The 17,159-nt window shown below is 69.3% G+C and carries 14 protein-coding genes and 2 pseudogenes; 3 read left to right on the top strand and 13 right to left on the bottom strand.

Going from position 1 to position 17,159, the window contains the following annotated elements; genetic code table 11:
* The 4 genes and pseudogenes from BJF85_RS13920 to BJF85_RS31450 form a co-directional block, all read right to left on the bottom strand.
* Nucleotides 1-522, bottom strand: a 522-nt coding sequence (locus tag BJF85_RS13920; protein WP_369822170.1) for an SRPBCC family protein, incomplete at its 3' end; no start/stop codon positions are given.
* Nucleotides 519-3,377: an excinuclease ABC subunit UvrA gene (uvrA, locus tag BJF85_RS13925; protein ID WP_075847995.1), complete on the bottom strand. Its 2,859-nt coding sequence runs from the start codon at nt 3,375-3,377 to the stop codon at nt 519-521. The genes BJF85_RS13920 and uvrA, both read right to left, overlap by 4 nt.
* Nucleotides 3,378-3,498: 121 nt before the next feature.
* The gene (locus tag BJF85_RS31445) at nt 3,499-4,245 is read right to left on the bottom strand and encodes an acyltransferase family protein (RefSeq protein ID WP_369822171.1); all 747 of its coding nucleotides are present in this window, start codon (nt 4,243-4,245) and stop codon (nt 3,499-3,501) included.
* Nucleotides 4,233-4,610, bottom strand: a pseudogene (locus tag BJF85_RS31450) (acyltransferase family protein); the annotation flags it as partial. The pseudogene BJF85_RS31450 and the gene BJF85_RS31445, both read right to left, overlap by 13 nt.
* Before the next feature lie 254 nt (nt 4,611-4,864).
* On the opposite strand from BJF85_RS31450, the gene BJF85_RS13935 reads away from it, so the two are divergent.
* A complete protein-coding gene (locus BJF85_RS13935; RefSeq protein ID WP_075847996.1) occupies nt 4,865-5,542 on the top strand; it encodes an MBL fold metallo-hydrolase in 678 nt (225 codons plus the stop codon).
* Nucleotides 5,543-5,561: 19 nt separating this feature from the next.
* Here the strand turns inward: BJF85_RS13935 and BJF85_RS13940 are convergent, their stop codons facing one another.
* Complete coding sequence (locus BJF85_RS13940; RefSeq protein WP_369822172.1) at nt 5,562-6,776, bottom strand: DUF222 domain-containing protein; 1,215 nt, start codon at nt 6,774-6,776, stop codon at nt 5,562-5,564.
* A gap of 576 nt (nt 6,777-7,352) precedes the next feature.
* Here BJF85_RS13940 and BJF85_RS13945 point away from each other — a divergent pair.
* A complete protein-coding gene (locus BJF85_RS13945; protein ID WP_075847998.1) occupies nt 7,353-8,126 on the top strand; it encodes an IclR family transcriptional regulator in 774 nt (257 codons plus the stop codon).
* The gene (locus BJF85_RS13950) at nt 8,123-8,974 is read left to right on the top strand and encodes an SMP-30/gluconolactonase/LRE family protein (RefSeq protein ID WP_075848000.1); all 852 of its coding nucleotides are present in this window, start codon (nt 8,123-8,125) and stop codon (nt 8,972-8,974) included. The genes BJF85_RS13945 and BJF85_RS13950 overlap by 4 nt, the downstream gene beginning before the upstream one ends.
* Before the next feature lie 18 nt (nt 8,975-8,992).
* On the opposite strand, the gene mmsB is transcribed toward BJF85_RS13950, so the two are convergent.
* The 8 genes and pseudogenes from mmsB to BJF85_RS13985 all read right to left on the bottom strand — a co-directional run bounded on the left by mmsB (nt 8,993) and on the right by BJF85_RS13985 (nt 17,048).
* Entirely contained in the window at nt 8,993-10,231 is a 1,239-nt protein-coding gene (mmsB, locus tag BJF85_RS13955; protein ID WP_075848002.1) for a multiple monosaccharide ABC transporter permease, read from the bottom strand.
* A 10-nt stretch (nt 10,232-10,241) separates the two neighbouring features.
* Nucleotides 10,242-11,774, bottom strand: coding sequence for a multiple monosaccharide ABC transporter ATP-binding protein (gene mmsA, locus BJF85_RS13960; RefSeq protein WP_075848053.1), 1,533 nt, complete (start codon nt 11,772-11,774; stop codon nt 10,242-10,244).
* A gap of 122 nt (nt 11,775-11,896) precedes the next feature.
* Entirely contained in the window at nt 11,897-13,027 is a 1,131-nt protein-coding gene (gene chvE / locus BJF85_RS13965) for a multiple monosaccharide ABC transporter substrate-binding protein (RefSeq protein ID WP_139320625.1), read from the bottom strand.
* Between the two features lie 2 nt (nt 13,028-13,029).
* On the bottom strand, nt 13,030-13,767 hold the full coding sequence (locus BJF85_RS13970) for a hypothetical protein (protein WP_255375625.1): 738 nt from the start codon (nt 13,765-13,767) through the stop codon (nt 13,030-13,032).
* Nucleotides 13,768-14,026: 259 nt separating this feature from the next.
* A complete protein-coding gene (locus BJF85_RS13975; RefSeq protein ID WP_075848004.1) occupies nt 14,027-15,046 on the bottom strand; it encodes a zinc-binding dehydrogenase in 1,020 nt (339 codons plus the stop codon).
* Nucleotides 15,043-15,753 (bottom strand): mandelate racemase/muconate lactonizing enzyme family protein, encoded by a 711-nt coding sequence (locus BJF85_RS30140; RefSeq protein ID WP_255375626.1) that lies wholly within the window; start codon nt 15,751-15,753, stop codon nt 15,043-15,045. Before BJF85_RS30140 ends, BJF85_RS13975 begins: the two co-directional genes overlap by 4 nt.
* A 172-nt stretch (nt 15,754-15,925) precedes the next feature.
* Nucleotides 15,926-16,465, bottom strand: a pseudogene (locus tag BJF85_RS30145) (hypothetical protein); the annotation flags it as partial.
* Nucleotides 16,404-17,048 (bottom strand): class I SAM-dependent methyltransferase, encoded by a 645-nt coding sequence (locus tag BJF85_RS13985; protein ID WP_075848006.1) that lies wholly within the window; start codon nt 17,046-17,048, stop codon nt 16,404-16,406. The gene BJF85_RS13985 and the pseudogene BJF85_RS30145, both read right to left, overlap by 62 nt.
* Nucleotides 17,049-17,159 lie beyond the last annotated feature (111 nt).

The raw sequence follows: 17,159 nt of genomic DNA on the forward strand, positions 1-17,159 counted from the left end.
CCGGTTGGTCGGGGTTAGTCTCCGCGACCGGGATCCGGGTTCAGGTGAGCGAGACCAGCCCGCGCAGGCGCGCAGCCCGCGGCGCATCATCAGTCCGTGGTTCATGCGGAAGATCGGATGGGCGACCGGTGACAGCACGCGCAGTACCGTCTTGTCGACGACCACGTGCTGCCGGATGTCGAGCACGGTGCCGTCGGACCCGTCGGCACCGCTGCGCTCGACCTGTCCGGTGAGAGTGCCGTCGAGATCGCCGGTGAGCCGCACGGCGACACGGCCGGCCGCACGGTCCTCCTCGAGGCGGGTCATCCGCAACCGCAACGCCAGGGGCAGGCTCGACCGGCACACCAGTGCCGCCGTGTCGTCGTCGACCTTCGTCACCGACCGCACGTCGGGCCACCAGTCGGGGTACCGGGCGAGGTCGACGAGCGCGTCGAACACGGGACCGGGTGGGGCCGCCAGCGACCACGTGGTGTGGAACGCGTAGCGGTTCAACGGCAGTGCGGCCATGCCCGGCGCACTCACACGTCCAGGGACGACTTGAGGAAGCGGCCGGTGTAGCTGTCCGGGTTCGCCGCGACGTCCTCGGGGGTGCCTTCGGCGACGACGGTTCCGCCGCCGCGGCCGCCCTCGGGGCCCATGTCGATGACCCAGTCCGAGGTCTTGATGACGTCGAGGTTGTGTTCGATGACGATCACCGTGTTGCCCTTGTCGACGAGGCCCTGGACCACGTCGAGCAGCCGGCGGATGTCCTCGAAGTGCAGTCCGGTCGTCGGCTCGTCCAGGATGTACACGGTCTGACCGGTGGAGCGCTTCTGCAGTTCGCTGGCGAGTTTGACGCGCTGCGCCTCGCCGCCGGACAGTGTCGGCGCGGGCTGGCCGAGGCGCACGTAGCCGAGGCCGACGTCGACGAGCGTCGACAGGTACCGGTGGATCGGCTTGATCGGCTCGAAGAACTCGGCGGCCTCCTCGATCGGCATGTCGAGGACCTCGGCGACGGTCTTGCCCTTGTAGTGCACCTCGAGCGTCTCGCGGTTGTAGCGGGCGCCCTTGCAGACCTCACAGGGCACGTAGACGTCGGGCAGGAAGTTCATCTCGATCTTCAGCGTGCCGTCGCCGGCGCACGCCTCGCAGCGGCCGCCCTTGACGTTGAACGAGAAACGGCCGGCCTGGTAGCCGCGGACCTTCGCCTCGGTCGTCTCGGCGAACAGCTTGCGCAGCCGGTCCCACACGCCGGTGTAGGTGGCGGGATTGGATCGCGGGGTACGCCCGATCGGCGACTGGTCGACCCGCACCAGCTTGTCCACATTGGCCAGTCCGTTGACACGGGTGTGCCGGCCGGGGACCTGGCGTGCGTTGTTGAGCTTGTTGGCCAGCACGGTCGCCAGGATGTCGTTGACGAGCGTGGACTTGCCTGATCCGGACACGCCGGCCACGGAGATCAGCGTGCCGAGGGGGAACGAGACGTCGATGCCGCGCAGGTTGTTCTCGCGCCCGCCGACGACGGTGAGCTGCTTCTTCTTGTTGATCGGCCGCCGCAGTTGCGGGACCGGGATCTCCTTGCGGCCGGCCAGGTACTCGCCGGTGATCGACTTCTTGCTCTTCAGCAACTTCGAGTACGGTCCGCTGTGGACGACCTGACCGCCGTGCTCGCCCGCGCCCGGCCCGATGTCGACGACCCAGTCGCTGGCCTTGATCGTGTCCTCGTCGTGTTCGACGACGATCAACGTGTTGCCGAGGTCGCGCAGCCGGCTCAGCGTGTCGATGAGCCGCTGGTTGTCCCGCTGGTGCAGGCCGATGGACGGTTCGTCGAGCACGTACAGCACGCCGACGAGGCCGGAGCCGATCTGGGTGGCCAGGCGGATGCGCTGCGCCTCGCCGCCGGACAGCGTGCCGGCGCCGCGGTCGAGGGACAGGTAGTCGAGGCCGACGTCGAGCAGGAAGTGCAGGCGGGCCTGGATCTCCTTCAGCACCGCCCCGGCGATCATGGCCTGCCGTTCGCCGAGCACCAGGTCGTCGAGGAACTCGGACGCCTCGGCCACCGACAGGGCGCACACGTCGGCGATCGAACGCTCCCCGTGCTTGCCGTGTTCGAGGGTGACGGCGAGGATCTCCGGCTTGAGCCGCGTGCCCTGGCATACGGGGCACGGCACCTCGCGCATGTAGCCCTCGTACCGCTCCCGGGTGTGCTCCGACTCGGTCTGGTCGTGGCGGCGTTCGAGGAACGGGATGACGCCCTCGAAGTTGGCGTAGTACGAGCGGCGCCGGCCGTAGCGGTTGCGGTACTGGACGTGGACCTGCTCGTCGACGCCGTAGAGCACGGCCTTCTGCACCTTGGCCGGCAGCGACCGCCACGGCGTGTCCATGCGGAAGCCCATCGCCTCCGACAGGGAGGTCAGCAGCCGTTCGAAGTAGTCGGCGCTCTGCCCGCCGCTCCACGGCTGGATCGCGCCGTCGCCGAGCGGCAGATCCTCGTCGGGGACGATCAGCTCGGGGTCGACCTCCTTGCGGACGCCGATGCCGGTGCAGTCGGGGCACGCGCCGTAGGGCGAGTTGAACGAGAACGACCGCGGTTCGAGGTCCTCGACGGTGAGGGCGTGCCCGTTGGGGCAGGCGAGGTTCTCGGAGAAGCCGCGGATGCGGTGCGGGTCGTCCTCGGGCAGGTCGACGAACTCGAGTTCGACGAGCCCGTCGGCGAGCCTCAGCGCCGTCTCGACGGAGTCGGTGAGGCGCTGTTTGGCACCCGCCTTGACCTTGAGCCGGTCGACGACGACGCCGATGTCGTGCTTCTCCTGTTTCTTGAGCTTGGGCGGGTCGGTCAGCGAGTGCACGACACCGTCGACGCGCGCCCGCGCGTAGCCCTGCTGCTGGAGGTTGGCGAACAGGTCGACGTACTCGCCCTTGCGCCCGCGCACGACGGGCGCGAGGACCTGGAAGCGTACGTCGGCCTCCATGTCGAGCACCTGGTCGACGATCTGCTGCGGGGTCTGCTTGCTGATGGCCGCGCCGCACTGGGGGCAGTGCGGTTTGCCCGCGCGCGCGTACAGCAGCCGCAGGTAGTCGTAGACCTCGGTGATCGTGCCGACGGTCGAGCGGGGGTTGCGCGAGGTCGACTTCTGGTCGATCGACACGGCCGGCGACAGGCCTTCGATGAAGTCGACGTCCGGCTTGTCCATCTGACCGAGGAACTGCCGCGCGTACGCCGACAGCGATTCGACGTAGCGGCGCTGACCCTCGGCGAAGATCGTGTCGAAGGCCAGGCTCGACTTGCCCGATCCGGACAGCCCCGTGAACACGATCAGGCTGTCGCGGGGCAGGTCGATGTCGATCCCGCGCAGGTTGTGTTCCCGGGCGCCGCGGATTACCAGTCGATCAGCCACCGGCGAAGGTCCCTTCGAATGAGTGCGTGAGGCAGGCGGCGCGCTCACCTCGCGCGCCTACCGTCCTCCACTGTAGGCCGCACCCCTGACAGAAACGGCGCCCGCCGCCGGGTGCGGGCGCTCATCCCCTGGTCGGCGGCGCCTCCGGCGCCACTTCCGGGGCCGTCTCGGGGGCCACCTCGGGGGCCGCCTCGGGTGCCGGGCGCGCGGTGCGCCGCGGGGCGAGGAGGCGGTGCGCGGGCCGTTCGACGAGCACGGTGAGCGCCCACGCGGCGAGCAGGATGGCGCCGATCACGAAGGCGAGGCGGAGCCACCACTGTTCGATCTCGAGGCCGGTGGCGACGCGGGCGAAGACGTAGCCGAGCTTCTGGTGGACGAGGTAGATGCCGAAGCTGATGCCGGCCAGCCAGGAGATGGGTCGCCGGGCGAAGCCGAGCACGGGGGTCCAGTCGGGGCCGCGGGCGGCGAGGCACATGAGGCCGAGCATGACGCCGAGACAGGCGACGATCAGCAGCCGCGGTTCGCTGGAGCGGAAGATCTGCATGATCAGCACGGCGAGCAGCATCGCGGTGAGGTTGGGGCCGGCGATGCGCCGTTCGGACCACAGCCAGATCGCGGTGCCTGCGGCGAACAGATGGGCGTAGTACAGGCCGATGGCGGTGGGCATGACCTCGGTGATGCCGCTGAGCACGGGGCTGACGGCGGAGGCTGCGAGGACGGCCCAGACGACGACGGCGGGTCGCGGGCGGCGGCGGGTCGTCTTGCGCCACCACAGCCAGGCGACGACGGCGGCGCGACGAAGGCGGCGACCTGCACGGGCAGCGTCCAGTAGGAGGCGTCGATGCGTTCGTGCATGGTGCCGGTCCACTCGTGGACGAGCAGCAGGTTGCGCAGCAGGTCGTCGGCGCCGGGCAGGTACCAGGGGCCGTCTCCGTCGACGGCGTCGTTGAAGGTGGGGACGACGGCGCGCAGGACCAGGAAGGTCACGAGCATCGCGACGAAGTAGGCGGGCAGCAGGCGCGCGAGTCGGGCCTGCAGCCAGGCGCCGACGCTGAGTTTGCGCAGGGTGGGGCCCATGAAGAAGCCCGAGAGCACGAGCAGGGTGAACGTGCCGAACGGCAGTCGCAGCGTGCCGGGGTAGGGCTCGATGTCGGGCATGGCCTGGGCACCGGCGGTCACGTGTCCTGCGACGACGAAGCTGATGGCGAGGACGCGGATGACGTCCCAGCTCATCTTGCGGTTCGACGTCCGCGCCCCGGCGGCCGGTGCAGGTGTCGACGGCGGCGGCGTGTCGGTTCCGGTGGGTTCGGTTTCGGGCGTCGCCGGAACCGGGGTGTCGGGGTTGACGGGTGCGGTTGACGTTGAGGTCACCTGCTGTCCCCCTTGCCGCGTGCCGCGCCCGTCCGGTTTGACTGCTTGTCGAATGCCGCACCCTAACGGCCGCGGCAGGTGTCGTGTGACGACGGTGGCGTAATACGCTGTGTGATGTGAACGTCTCGGAGGACTACACCGGTCATGTCGAGCCGGGTGGCGACGCGGCCCGTCGCACGTTGGAGAAGCTGACCATCACGAAGTTGTCCGTCGGCCCGATGGACAACAACGCCTACTTGTTGGTGTGTCGCGCGACGAACGAGGCGTTGCTGGTCGATGCCGCGGCCGATCCGGAGCGCATTTCCGATCTGATCGGCCACGCGGAGGACCGGCCCACGTTGCGCACGGTCGTGACGACGCATCAGCATCCGGATCATTGGCAGGCGTTGGGTGCGGTCGCGGGCGCGAACGGCGCGTACACGGCTGCGCATCCGGCGGATGCCGAGCCGTTGCCGGTGCCGCCGGACCATCTGGTCGAGCAGGGCGACACGTTGTCCGTCGGCGAGTGCACCCTCGAGGTGATCCACCTGCGCGGCCACACACCGGGTTCGATCGCGTTGTTGTACCGCGACCCGACGGGCCACCCGCACCTGTTCACGGGCGACTCCCTGTTCCCCGGCGGCGTCGGCAAGACCGGCTCGCCGGACGACTTCACGTCCTTGATCGACGACGTCGAGCAGCGCGTGTTCGCCGAGCTGCCGGACGACACGTGGTTCTACCCGGGTCACGGCGACGACTCGACGTTGGGCGCCGAGCGTCCGAAGCTGGCCGAGTGGCGCGACCGCGGCTGGTGAGCCGGGACGTCCTGTCGGGTCAGAACGGCGGCGGGTCTTCGGGCACGTCGGCCGGTTCCGGTGATCGGGGTTCGAGGACGGGCTCCCGCTTGTCGGTGTAGGTGACGCCCAGCGGCGTGGTGACCGAGGACGTGCCGTGCAGCGGGTCGTAGGAGTGAATCCAGCCCGGGGCGTTCTTGAGCCGGTGGTGCTTGCGGCAGCGCGGTGCGGCGTTGTCGGTGGCGGTGGTGCCGTTGTCTTTGGCCCACTGTTTCTGGTGGTCGAAGTCGCAGTGCCGGGCGGGCCTGCGGCACCAGGGCACGATGCACATCCGGTCGCGGACCTCGACGAGTTTCCGGATCGTCGAGTTCGGACGATACGAGGTGCGGCCGAGGTCGACGGGGTTTCCGGTGGCGGAGTCGCAGAGGACCTTCCGCCAGATCGACTTGGGGTTGGTCATGATCTCCCGCGCGTACACGGCCGGGATTGGTCCGATCCCGTCGATCGATGCGCCGGTCTCGGACATCGACAGGGCCGTGTCGATGGGCATGTGCAGATAGACCATCGCCGCCGACTGAGGCACGGTCACACCGGGATCGTTGCCGAGCAGCAGGTCCGCGAACACGTCCGCCCGCAGCTGGTCGAGATTCCGCGACGAGTCCCCCAGTCGCAGCTTGCGCGCCATGGCGTCGACTCGCGCGTAGGCGGCGGAGGCAACGTCCGACGGCAGATCGGCCGCCAGGCGCGACTGGGCATAGACACCGTGATCGAGCGTCACCTTGCGACCCTCATGAGCCATGCGAGCGGCCGCGGTCTCAGCACCGGGATCGACCTGCTTGACGAGCTGAGAAGCATGCCAGGCCATATTCCGAGGCTGCCAAGCAGTCAGAGATAGCCGAGAAAGCTTCTCCTCCAACAGCCGGTCAACTTCGAGCGCATCGGAATCGGAAACCGGCGCAACTACATTCAACACCCGCTCAGCGCCATACCGATCCACCTGACCATGCTGCATAGCGGAAAGAAGCCGAGGCATCCGATAAGTCAAAGCCAGCGCGGTATGAATCCGATCCAAAACGCCCTGCGGAGATAGTCGAAGCTCAGGCGCCAAAGCCTCAGCCAACGACCGCCGCTCCAGTGAATCAGACGACGCCCCAGAGTCGAGCGAAGCAAGAAACGAAACCTCAGCAGCATCAGCACGAGCCCGAACAGCCAGCACCGAACGGGCCAACTCAACAATCCCCTCAACATCTCTCACGCACCCAACGATACCAAACAAATAATCGACAAGGCTCGCCCATTAGGGCTACAACAAACCCTAACTAAAAGTAACCCCACCCCACACCACAAAACCGCCACCGCCGAAGCGAAGCAAGGCACCCCCGCCAACCACCCCACCCACAAATCCGCCAAGAGAAGTGGCATCCCGTCGACCTAAAACGCAACCATCACACTGCAGTCAGGGCGCAACCAACCCCCAAACAGGAACCAAGAAACAAAACCTTGCGCCCTGACTGCAGTGTGATACCCCAAAGCCGAGGTCGACGGGATGACACTTCACCCGGGCGGCAAAGCCGCCCAACATCCCAGAGACCAGCCCGCCGGCGAGGCATCCCCACACCCCGAACCGCCAACAAAGCGACACGAGGTGCCAACACAACGACGCAGAATGCCAACACGGCGACGCGAAGTGCTGACACGGCGACGCAGGATGCTGACACGGCTGACAGGCCCACTCCCACGGCGTATCCTGATGTCCGAGATACCGGCCCACGTCCGTAATACCGAACACAACGGAACAAGAACCACCACGAGAACCGAACACGGGGAGAGCATGGGACGTCAGGTACCGGCTGTGGCGAGGGCGCTGGACATCCTCGAGTTGTTCCTCGACGGGCCTGTGGTGCTGTCGCCGCCGGAGATGACCAGGAAGCTCGGGTTGCCGCGGACGACGGTGCACGAGCTGGTCAGCACGCTCACGGCGCGTGGTTACCTCTCCCCCGCGCCGGATCAGCCGGGCGGTTACCGCCTCGGGGTGCGTACCTATCAGCTCGGCAGCCATTACGCGGAGCAGCTCGATCTCGCGGCGGAGGGCAGGCAGGTGGCCGCCGACGTCGCGCGTACGTGCGACGAGACGGTGCACATCGCGATCCTCGAGGGCACGGACGTCATCTACATCGCGAAGGTCGACAGCACGCACGCGGTGCGGATGGTGTCGGCCGTGGGCCGCACGTTGCCGGCGCACTGCACGGCGGTCGGCACGATGCTGTTGGCGATGTTGCCCGAGGACGAGCTGGACGAGCGCATCCCCCGCGGCGGCGCCCTGGCCGCGATGACCGACAACAGCATCACCTCCCCCGTCGCGCTGCGGGCCCGGCTGGCCGAGGTCCGGACGCGGGGCATCGCCGTCGAGGACCGCGAGTCCAATCCGGACGTCCACTGTGTGGCCGCTCCGGTGCGCGACTCCTCCGGTGCCGTGGTCGCGGCGTTGAGCATCTCGGTGCCGTCGATCCGCTGGGACGACCGGCGCACGCCCGAGCTGGAACAGCTCGCCCGCAAGGGTGCCGCCGACCTTTCCGCCCGCCTCGGCCACCGGAGCGCACCGTGACCGCCCGCGCCGACGTGGCCGTGCGCGCCGAAGCCCAGCTCGGCGAGGGCCCCACCTGGGACGTCGAGACGGGCAGGCTGATCTGGGTCGACATCCTGTCGGCACGCGTGCACACCTCCGATCTCGCCACCGGCGAGACGTCGACGCTGGACGTCGGCCAGCACGTCGGTGCGGCCAAACCCCGCACGGGCGGCGGCCTTGTGCTGAACCTCCGCGACGGCATCGGCGCCTACGACGCCGCAGGCACGTTCGCGTGGCTCCACCACGAACCCGTGGACGGTCGGCGCGGCAACGACGCCGCCGTCGCCCCGGACGGTGCCCTGTGGGCCGGCACGATGCGCTACGACGAGGCGGCCGGCGGCGGCACGCTCAGCCGTCTCGCGCCCGGCGGTCCGGCGGACCCGGTCCTGCCCGACGTGACGATCAGCAACGGCACCGGCTGGAGTCCCGACGGACGCCGGATGTACTACGTGGACACCCCGACCCGGCGGATCGACGTGTTCGACGTCCACGACGACGGTTCCGTCGGCGGCCGCCGCCCCCTCGTCGTCGTCGAGGACGGCGCCGGCTTCCCCGACGGGCTGTGCGTCGACGCCGACGGGTGCGTGTGGGTCGCGCTGTGGTCGGGCGGCGCCGTGCGGCGCTACACACCCGACGGCCGCCTCGACCACACGATCACCCTGCCGGTGAGTCATCCGACCGCGTGCGCGTTCGCCGGCTCGGCACTGTCCGATCTGTACATCACCACCGCGCGTGTCGACCAGCAGGCACCGCATCCGGACGCCGGTTCGGTGCTGGTGGTCCCGGACGCCGGCCGGGGCCTGGCGCAGCCCGCGTTCGCGGGCTGAACCGGCCCCGGCCTCCGGTCAGGTCGTCGTCGCGGTCCTGCGCTTGTTCCACACGTCGAACCCGACGGCCGCGAGCAGCACGAGACCCTTGATCACCTGCTGTGCGTCGGTGCCGATGCCGACGAGCGACATGCCGTTGTTCAGCACGCCCAGCACCAGACCGCCGATCACGGCGCCGATGACCTTGCCGACGCCGCCGCGCATCGACGCACCGCCGATGAACGCCGCGGCGATCGCCTCGAGCTCGAACATGAGACCGGCCTGTGGCGTGGCCGCGTTGAGCCGCGCGGCGTACACACAGCCCGCGAGCGCGGCCAGCACGCCCATGTTGACGAACACGAGGAACGTCACGCGCTTGTCGCGCACACCCGACAGCTTCGCCGCCGCCTTGTTGCCGCCGAGCGCGTAGATGTGCCGGCCGATGACGAAGTTGCGCATGACGTAGCCCAGCACGATCACCAGCGCGCACAGGATCAGCAGCACCACGGGCACGCCGTGGTAGCTGGCGAGCGTGAGCGTGACGACCACGATCGCCGCGGTCATCGCCGCGCACTTGGCCAGGAACAGCTTCCACGGCAACACGTCGAGATCGTGCGCCAGCTGTTGCCTGCGGTCGCGCCACTGCTGCACCAACAAGCCTACGACGGCCAGCAGGCCCAGGACGAGCGTCGGATTGTGGTACTGCGTGTACGGCCCCATCTCGGGGATGAAGCCCTGCGCGATCTGCTGGAAGCCCTGCGGGAACGGCGCGACCGACTGTCCTTCGAGGACGATCTGCGTGGCGCCGCGGAACAGCAGCATGCCGGCCAGCGTCACGATGAACGACGGAATGCCGACGTAGGCGATCCAGAACCCCTGCCACGCCCCGGCAAGGGCGCCGATGCCGAGCGACAGCGCGAGCGCCAGTCCCCACGGCAGGTTGTAGTTGACCATCATCACGGCCGCTATCGCGCCCACGAACGCCGCGAGCGAGCCGACCGACAGGTCGATGTGCCCCGCGATGATGACGATCATCATGCCGATCGCGAGGATGAGGATGTAGCTGTTCTGCTGGACGAGGTTGGACACGTTGCTGGGCAACAACAACGTGCCGTCGGTCCAGATCTGGAACAACAGGACGATCAGCGCCAGCGCGATGAGCATGCCGTACTGGCGGACGTTGTTGCGCGCGACGTCGAGCAGGATCCCGCCGGTGGACTTCGGTCCCGGCAGATGCTCCTCCGACGGCGCGTTCGGGCGGTCTTCGGTCGTCGTCATGTGCCGGCCCTCAGTTCCTGTCCATGGTCATGTACCGCATGAGCACTTCCTGCGTGGCGTCGGCACCGTCGACCTCACCGGTCAACCGGCCCGCCGCCATCGTGTAGATCCGATCGCACATCCCGAGCAGTTCGGGAAGTTCGGACGAGATGAACAGCACGGCCTTGCCCTGCGCGGCCAGCTCCTCGATCACGGTGTAGATCTCGAACTTCGACCCGACGTCGATGCCGCGCGTCGGTTCGTCGAGGATCAGCACCTCCGGTCCGGTGTGGATCCACCTGCTCAGCACGACCTTCTGCTGATTGCCGCCGCTGAGCCGTTCCACCGGCTCGAACACGGTCGGCGTCTTGATGTTCATCGACTTCCGGTAGTGCTCGGCGACCCGCTGCTCCTTGTGCTCGTCGACGGCTCCGTGGCGCGTGAGCCCGGGCAGCGAGGTGAGCGAGATGTTGCGGTGCACCGTGTCGATGAGGTTGAGGCCGAACGTCTTGCGGTCCTCGGTGACGTAGGCGACGCCGGACCCGATCGCCTCCGGCACGGTCCGCGTCCGCACGGGATTCCCGTTCACCGCAACGGTTCCGCCCTCGTACACCCCGTAGCTGCGGCCGAACACGTTCATCGCCAGTTCGGTCCGGCCCGCGCCCATCAGTCCGGCGATGCCGACGATCTCGCCGCGGCGCACGGTGAGCGACACGTCGTCGACGACCTTCCGCGGTTCGACGGGGTGGCGCACCGTCCAGCCGGACACCTCGAACGCGACCTCGCCGGCGCCGTCCCCCTCGTAGGGGCGGCGTTCGGGGAAGCGGCTGTCGAGGTCGCGGCCAACCATGCCGCGAATGATGCGGTCCTCGGACAGCTCCGGCTCCGCGTCGGGCGTCTGCCGCACGCGCAGGGTCTCGACGCTGCGGCCGTCGCGCAGGATCGTCACCGAATCGGCGATCCTGCGGATCTCCTCGAGCTTGTGCGAGATGACGATGCAGGCGATGCCCTGATCGCGCAGGTCCAACATGAGCTGCAGGAGGTTGTCGCTGTCCTCCTCGTTCAACGCGGCCGTCGGCTCGTCGAGGATGAGCAGGCTCACCTCCTTCGACAGCGCCTTGGCGATCTCGACGAGCTGCTGCTTGCCCACGCCGAGCTCGGCCACCCGGGTACCCGGGTTGTCCGGGAGTCCGACGCGGCGAAGCAGGCGCGCCGAGTCCCGCAACGTGGCGCCCCAGTTGATGACCCCGCGGGACGCCTGCTCGTTGCCGAGGAAGATGTTCTCCGCCACCGACAGTTCGGGCACGAGCGCCAGTTCCTGGTGGATGATGACGATGCCGTGCCGTTCGCTCTCGGCGATGTCCCGGAACGCGACGGGCTCGCCCTCGAACCGGATCTCCCCGTCGTAGCTGCCGTGCGGATGCACCCCGCTGAGAACCTTCATCAGCGTCGACTTGCCGGCACCGTTCTCCCCGCACACCGCGTGGATCTCGCCCGCGCCGACGACGAGGTCCACCCCGGACAGCGCCGTGACCCCGGGGAAGGTCTTCGTGATCCCGCGCATCTCCAGCACCGGGCCGTCATCGCCGTCGGCGGCTTCGGCCGGTGCCGTGTCTGCCGGCGCGGTGTCTGCCGGTGCCGTGTCGGCCGGTTCGGTCTCGGCGGGTTCGGTCTCGTCGGTCGCCGTCATCCGATCTGCCCTGCCGTGTAGTAGCCCTCGTCGACGAGGAGCTGCGTGTTGGACTCGTCGATGCTCACCGGGTCCAGCAGGTAGGCCGGCACGACCTTCGGGCCGTTGTCGTAGTCGGTCGTGTTGTTGAACTCCGGCTCGCCGCCGGTGAGCAGCGCGTCGGCGATCTGCACCGCGCGGTCGGCGAGTTTGCGGGTGTCCTTGAAGACGGTCTGCCGCTGTTGGCCCGCGTTGATCGACTTGACCGAGGCGAGTTCGGCGTCCTGTCCCGTGACGATCGGGTAAGGCTGGTTCGCGCCGCCGTACCCGGAGCTGCGCAGCGCGGAGATGATGCCGAGCGAGATGCCGTCGTACGGCGAGAGCACCGCGTCGACCTCGGCGTTGCCGTAGTGCCTGCTCAGCAGGTCGTCCATCCGGCGCTGCGCGGTGCCGCCGTCCCAGCGCAACGTGGTCGCCTGGTTCATGCGCGTCTGTCCACTGCCGACCTCGAGCTGGCCGCTCTCCATATAGGGCCGCAGCGCCGACATGGCCCCGTTCCAGAAGAACTGGGTGTTGTTGTCGTCGGGCGAACCGGCGAACAGTTCGATGTTGAACGTCTCGTTCGGGTTCTGCTCGAGTTCGAGCGCATCGACGATGTACTGGCCCTGCAGCCGGCCGACGCGTTCGTTGTCGAACGAGGCGTAGGCGTCGACGTGTTCGGTGCCCATGATCAGCCGGTCGTAGGCGATCACCTGGGTTCCCTGCTGCTCGGCCTGCTCCAGGACGTTCGTCAGCGCCGCACCGTCGACGGCCGCGACCACCAGCAGCGCATGGCCCTGGGTGATCATGTTCTCGACCTGGGCGATCTGGTTCTCGACCTTGTCGTCGGCGTACTGCAGATCGGTCTGGTAGCCGGCTTCCTCGAACGACTCGGCCATGTTCTCGCCGTCGGCGATCCAGCGTTCGGACGATTTCGTCGGCATGGCCAGGCCGACGGTCGCCCCTTTGCCGCCCTCCGGTTGGTAGCGGCTGCCACCGCGCGCCTCCTGGCCACAGCCGGCCAGTGTCACCACGAGCGCGACGGCCATCGCGGTGGCGGACACGACCGTCGCCACGCTGCGACCGCCGTGCCTCACACGTTTGCGCATGATCAACTCCTTTCGGGTACGGGGAACCTCGTGAGCGGTCCGGGGGCGCGCGAGCCGAGCGGCGACATACCGCCGTCGGCCCCGTGCCGGGCGAGCAGGTCGAGGGCGAGCCGGCCGCGTCGCACGCGTTCCCGCGCGGTGTCGAGCGCGGTGTCGCGCAGCTGCCCGCCGTAGGGGTAGATGCCGGGTGCGTTGCTGAGGCCGAACTTCAGGTACAGCGGGGCTCCGCGCCGGACGAACTCGGCCGCGTCGTACATACGCACGTAGCCGCCGAGGTCGTCGGGCGCCTCCAGGTACAGGTCCATGGGTGCGCGCGACGCGCGGCGGATCTCGGTGAGCTGGTCGAGGCCGAGGTCGGAGGGGATGTTCACCGAATCGGCGCCGAGCCCTTCCCACACCGCGTACGCCGCGGGATTCACCGGTCCGACGAGCGCGGAGACCTTGAACGTCGTGTCCGCAGGCACCGTTCCGTTCTCCCGCAGCCGGTGCAGGGTCCACAGCACGCCCTCGTCGGCGATCAGGAGGCAGCGCACGCCGAGTTCGGTCGCCCGCACCGCGTCCTCGACGCAGCCGGCGAGCGCGGCGTGCCCGCGGGCGCGCAGGCCGCCGCCGCCCGAAGCCGTGCGCGTGGCCGCGCCGATGTCCCACGTGCCGCGCGGTCCGGTGAACAGGCACAGTTCGACGTCGCGTTCGGCGCACGCCTCGACCATCTCGGTGATCTCGCGTCGGTGAGCATCCACACGCCGCTGCCCTGGCTGACCCGGTGCACGGGCACGTCCAGCCGGGTGGCCTCCTTGAACACGGTCGCCAGCGCCTCGGGTCCCTCGACGGACGGGATCTCCGTGCGCCAGGTGCCGCCGTCGGGGAACGTGTGCGCCGAGCCGTCCGCCGGATCCGGCGCGGGGACGCCCAGGCCGAGTGGCGCCAGTGCGCCCTCGGCCGGTCTGCGGGGGCCGCGGGGCCGATTCGGTGCCGTCATGGAACTCCTTCTGCCGGGTGTCAGGGCATGAGCAGGACCTTGCCGACCGCCGGGTCGCCGGAGCCGGCGAGCGCGATCGCCTCGTCGGCCCGTTCCAGCGGCAACCGGTGGGTGATCAGCGGTTCGGTCCGAAGTAGACCGATGCGGTACGCGCGGACCGCGTGCGCCCAGGCGCGCGGCGGGGCGCCGAACACGGTCCGCACGTCGAGCCTGCGCACGACGAGGTCCGTCGGGTCGAGACCCGCCGCACCATCGGCGGGGATGCCGGTGAGCACGAGGCGTCCGCCGCGGCGCAGCAGCGACGCCGCCGTCACGGCCGACGTCGACGCCCCTGCGGTCTCGACCACGACGTCGAAGCGGCCGGCGAGCTCGTCCAGCGGATCGTCCTTGGTGTGGAAGGAATCCGCGCCGAGTTCCAGCGCGAGTGCGCCGCGCTGCGGACCGCCGCCGATCATCAGCAGCTCCGCGGGCGAGGCCGCCGCCAGCAGCTGCAGCGCCGTCAGGCCGAGGGTTCCGTCGCCGACGACCGCGATGCGCTCACCGGCCGCCGGTTCGGCCGCCAACACCGCCGCGGCGCTGCATGCCGCGGGTTCCAGCAACGCGGCGCCTGCGAGGTCGGCGTCGTCGGGCAACACGTGCACCAGCCGTGCGGGCAGGGTCACCGCGGAGGCCATGGCGCCAGGGCTCGTGAAGCCCGTCTCGTCGTAGCCGGCCGTGCACAGGGTCGGATCGCCGTCCCGGCACCGCTCGCACGTCTGGCAGTTGCGAAAGCCCTCCGCGACGACCTTGCGCCCGACAAGGCCGGGATCGACCCCGGCACCGACGGCCTCGACGACACCGGCCCACTCGTGGCCGGGCGTCACTGGGTAACGCACGTACTCGGCGGGCCGGGTGCCGGCGAACAGTTCCCGGTCGCTGCCGCAGAGCCCGCACGCATGCACGCGCGCGAGCACCTCACCCTCGCCGGGGGCGGCGGGTTCGTCGTCGACCACCCGGACGCTGCCCGGGGCGTCGACGACGACCGCGCGGCCGGAGGTCACGACGCACCCGTCGGGTCGCGCTTCTCCCACCCTTCGGCCCACAGGTCGAAATGTGCGCGCTGCTGCGGGAACTCCGCCGCCGCGTCGGTGTCGAGTTCCACGCCGAGGCCCGGTTCGGTCGGCAACGCGAAGTAGCCGTCGACGACCTTCGGTGCGCCCCGGACGACGCGGGCGATCTCGGCGTCGGCGAAGTCGTTGAAGTGCTCCAGGATCTTGAAGTTCGGCGTGCAGCCTGCCACCTGCAGCGAGGCCGCGGTGAGCACCGAACCGCCGACGTTGTGCGGCGCGACGAGCATGTAGTGCGTCTCGGCCGTGGCGGCGAGCTTGCGGGTCTCCGAGATCCCGCCCAGGTGGCCGACGTCCGGTTGGAGGATGTCGACGGCCTGCGAGTCGAACAGCTCGCGGAACTCGATGCGGTCGTGGATGCGTTCACCCGTGGCGATGGGCGCGTCGACCTTCGCCGCGACCTTCTCCAGTGCCTTGAGGTTCTCGGGCGGCACCGGCTCCTCGATCCACGCGGGCTTGTACGGCGCGAGTTCGCGCGCCAGCCGCACCGCCGTGGCCGGGCTGAACCTGCCGTGCATCTCGAGCATCAGCTCGCACTCGTCGCCGATGGCGTCGCGTACGGCCTCGATCAGCGAGACGGCGTAGTTCGTCGCGTCGTGGTCGAGTTCGAGATATCCGGTGCCGAACGGGTCGATCTTCACGCCCGGTAGCCGCGTTCGACGACGGTGCGTGCCGCCGCGTGGTAGGCTCCGGCGTCCGTTCGGTGGTGTACCAACCGTTCGCGTACGCCTTGACTCGATCCGTGACCTTGCCGCCGAGCAACTGCCACACCGGGACGCCGAGCGCCTTGCCCTTGATGTCCCAACACGCCATCTCGACGCACGCGATGCCGGACATGACGATCTCGCCCGCCCTGCCGAAGTCGCCGTACTTCATGCGGCGCACCAGGTCCTCGATCGCGAACGGGTCGGAGCCGGCGATGTGGTTGGCCTCCGCCTCGCGCAGGTATCCGCGTAACGCCTCGGTGTGGCCCAACATGCGCGTCTCGCCGACACCCGTCAGCCCGTCGTCGGTGTGGACCTGTACGTACGTCAGGTTCCGCCACGGCGTCCCGACGACATGCGTACTGATTCCGGTGATCTTCACAAGCACACTCCGCTGTGTGTTGGAGAGCTCCAGTTGCTGAGAGCTGTGTTCGATATTTCGGACACCGTTCGATATGCAGATCAAATCTAGGGCGTCACCCGTCCGGGTGTCAATGCGCTGCCCCGGCGACGAACCCGGGCGCACACGCAGGCGGGGTGCGCACCCGTCCCGGTGCGCACCCCGCCCTTCCGCGTGCCGGCCGCCGTCAGTCGCGGCGGATGCGGGCCAGCCAGGCCGGCAGCTCGACGGTGTCGCCGACGGCGACACCCAACGCCTCGGCGTGCTCGGCGACGACGGCCTCGCCGCGGTAGCGCGACGCGGCCAATTCCTCGATCGTCCAGCCGTCGGTGAAGGCCTCGCGGATCGCGGTGTCCCGGATGATCGGCCCGAACGCCGGCTCCCCGGTGTCGGCCAGCGCCAGCAGGTGGACAACCCCACCCGGCCGGAGCAGCCGGTGCAGCACCTCGGCATAGCGGCGCTGGGCCGCGGCCGGGAACACGTGGAACAGGGCGCTGTCGACCACGGTGTCGAAACGGCCGTCGTAGTCCTCGTCGAGCGCGAACACGTCGGCGACCGCGAACTCGGCCGCGACGCCCCGGTCGGCCGCCGCGCGGCGCGCCCGGTCGACGGCGCCGGTGGCGAAGTCGATGCCGAGCACGTCGTACCCGCGGGTCGTCAGCAGCATCGTGTGCTCCCCGGTGCCGCAGCCCGCGTCGAGGACGCTGCCCCGGATGCGGCCGTCCCGTTCGAGCGCCACCACCGCGGGTTGCGGCTCGCCGATCACCCACCCCGTCGACCCGTCCGCGTACGCCTGCTCGAACTGTGTGCTCTCGATCGTCTGCTCGGTCATACCTGTTGTCCCCTCTCGTCCCCGGCCCTGCCGGTGGTGCCGCACTCACGGCATGACCCGAGCGTCATTGCTCGACCGCGCTGGAGGTCAAGTGGTAAACCGGCACGACTT

Origin of the sequence: Saccharomonospora sp. CUA-673 (genome assembly GCF_001942305.1) — a bacterium.
In the GTDB taxonomy this organism is placed as follows: Bacteria; Actinomycetota; Actinomycetes; order Mycobacteriales; family Pseudonocardiaceae; genus Prauserella.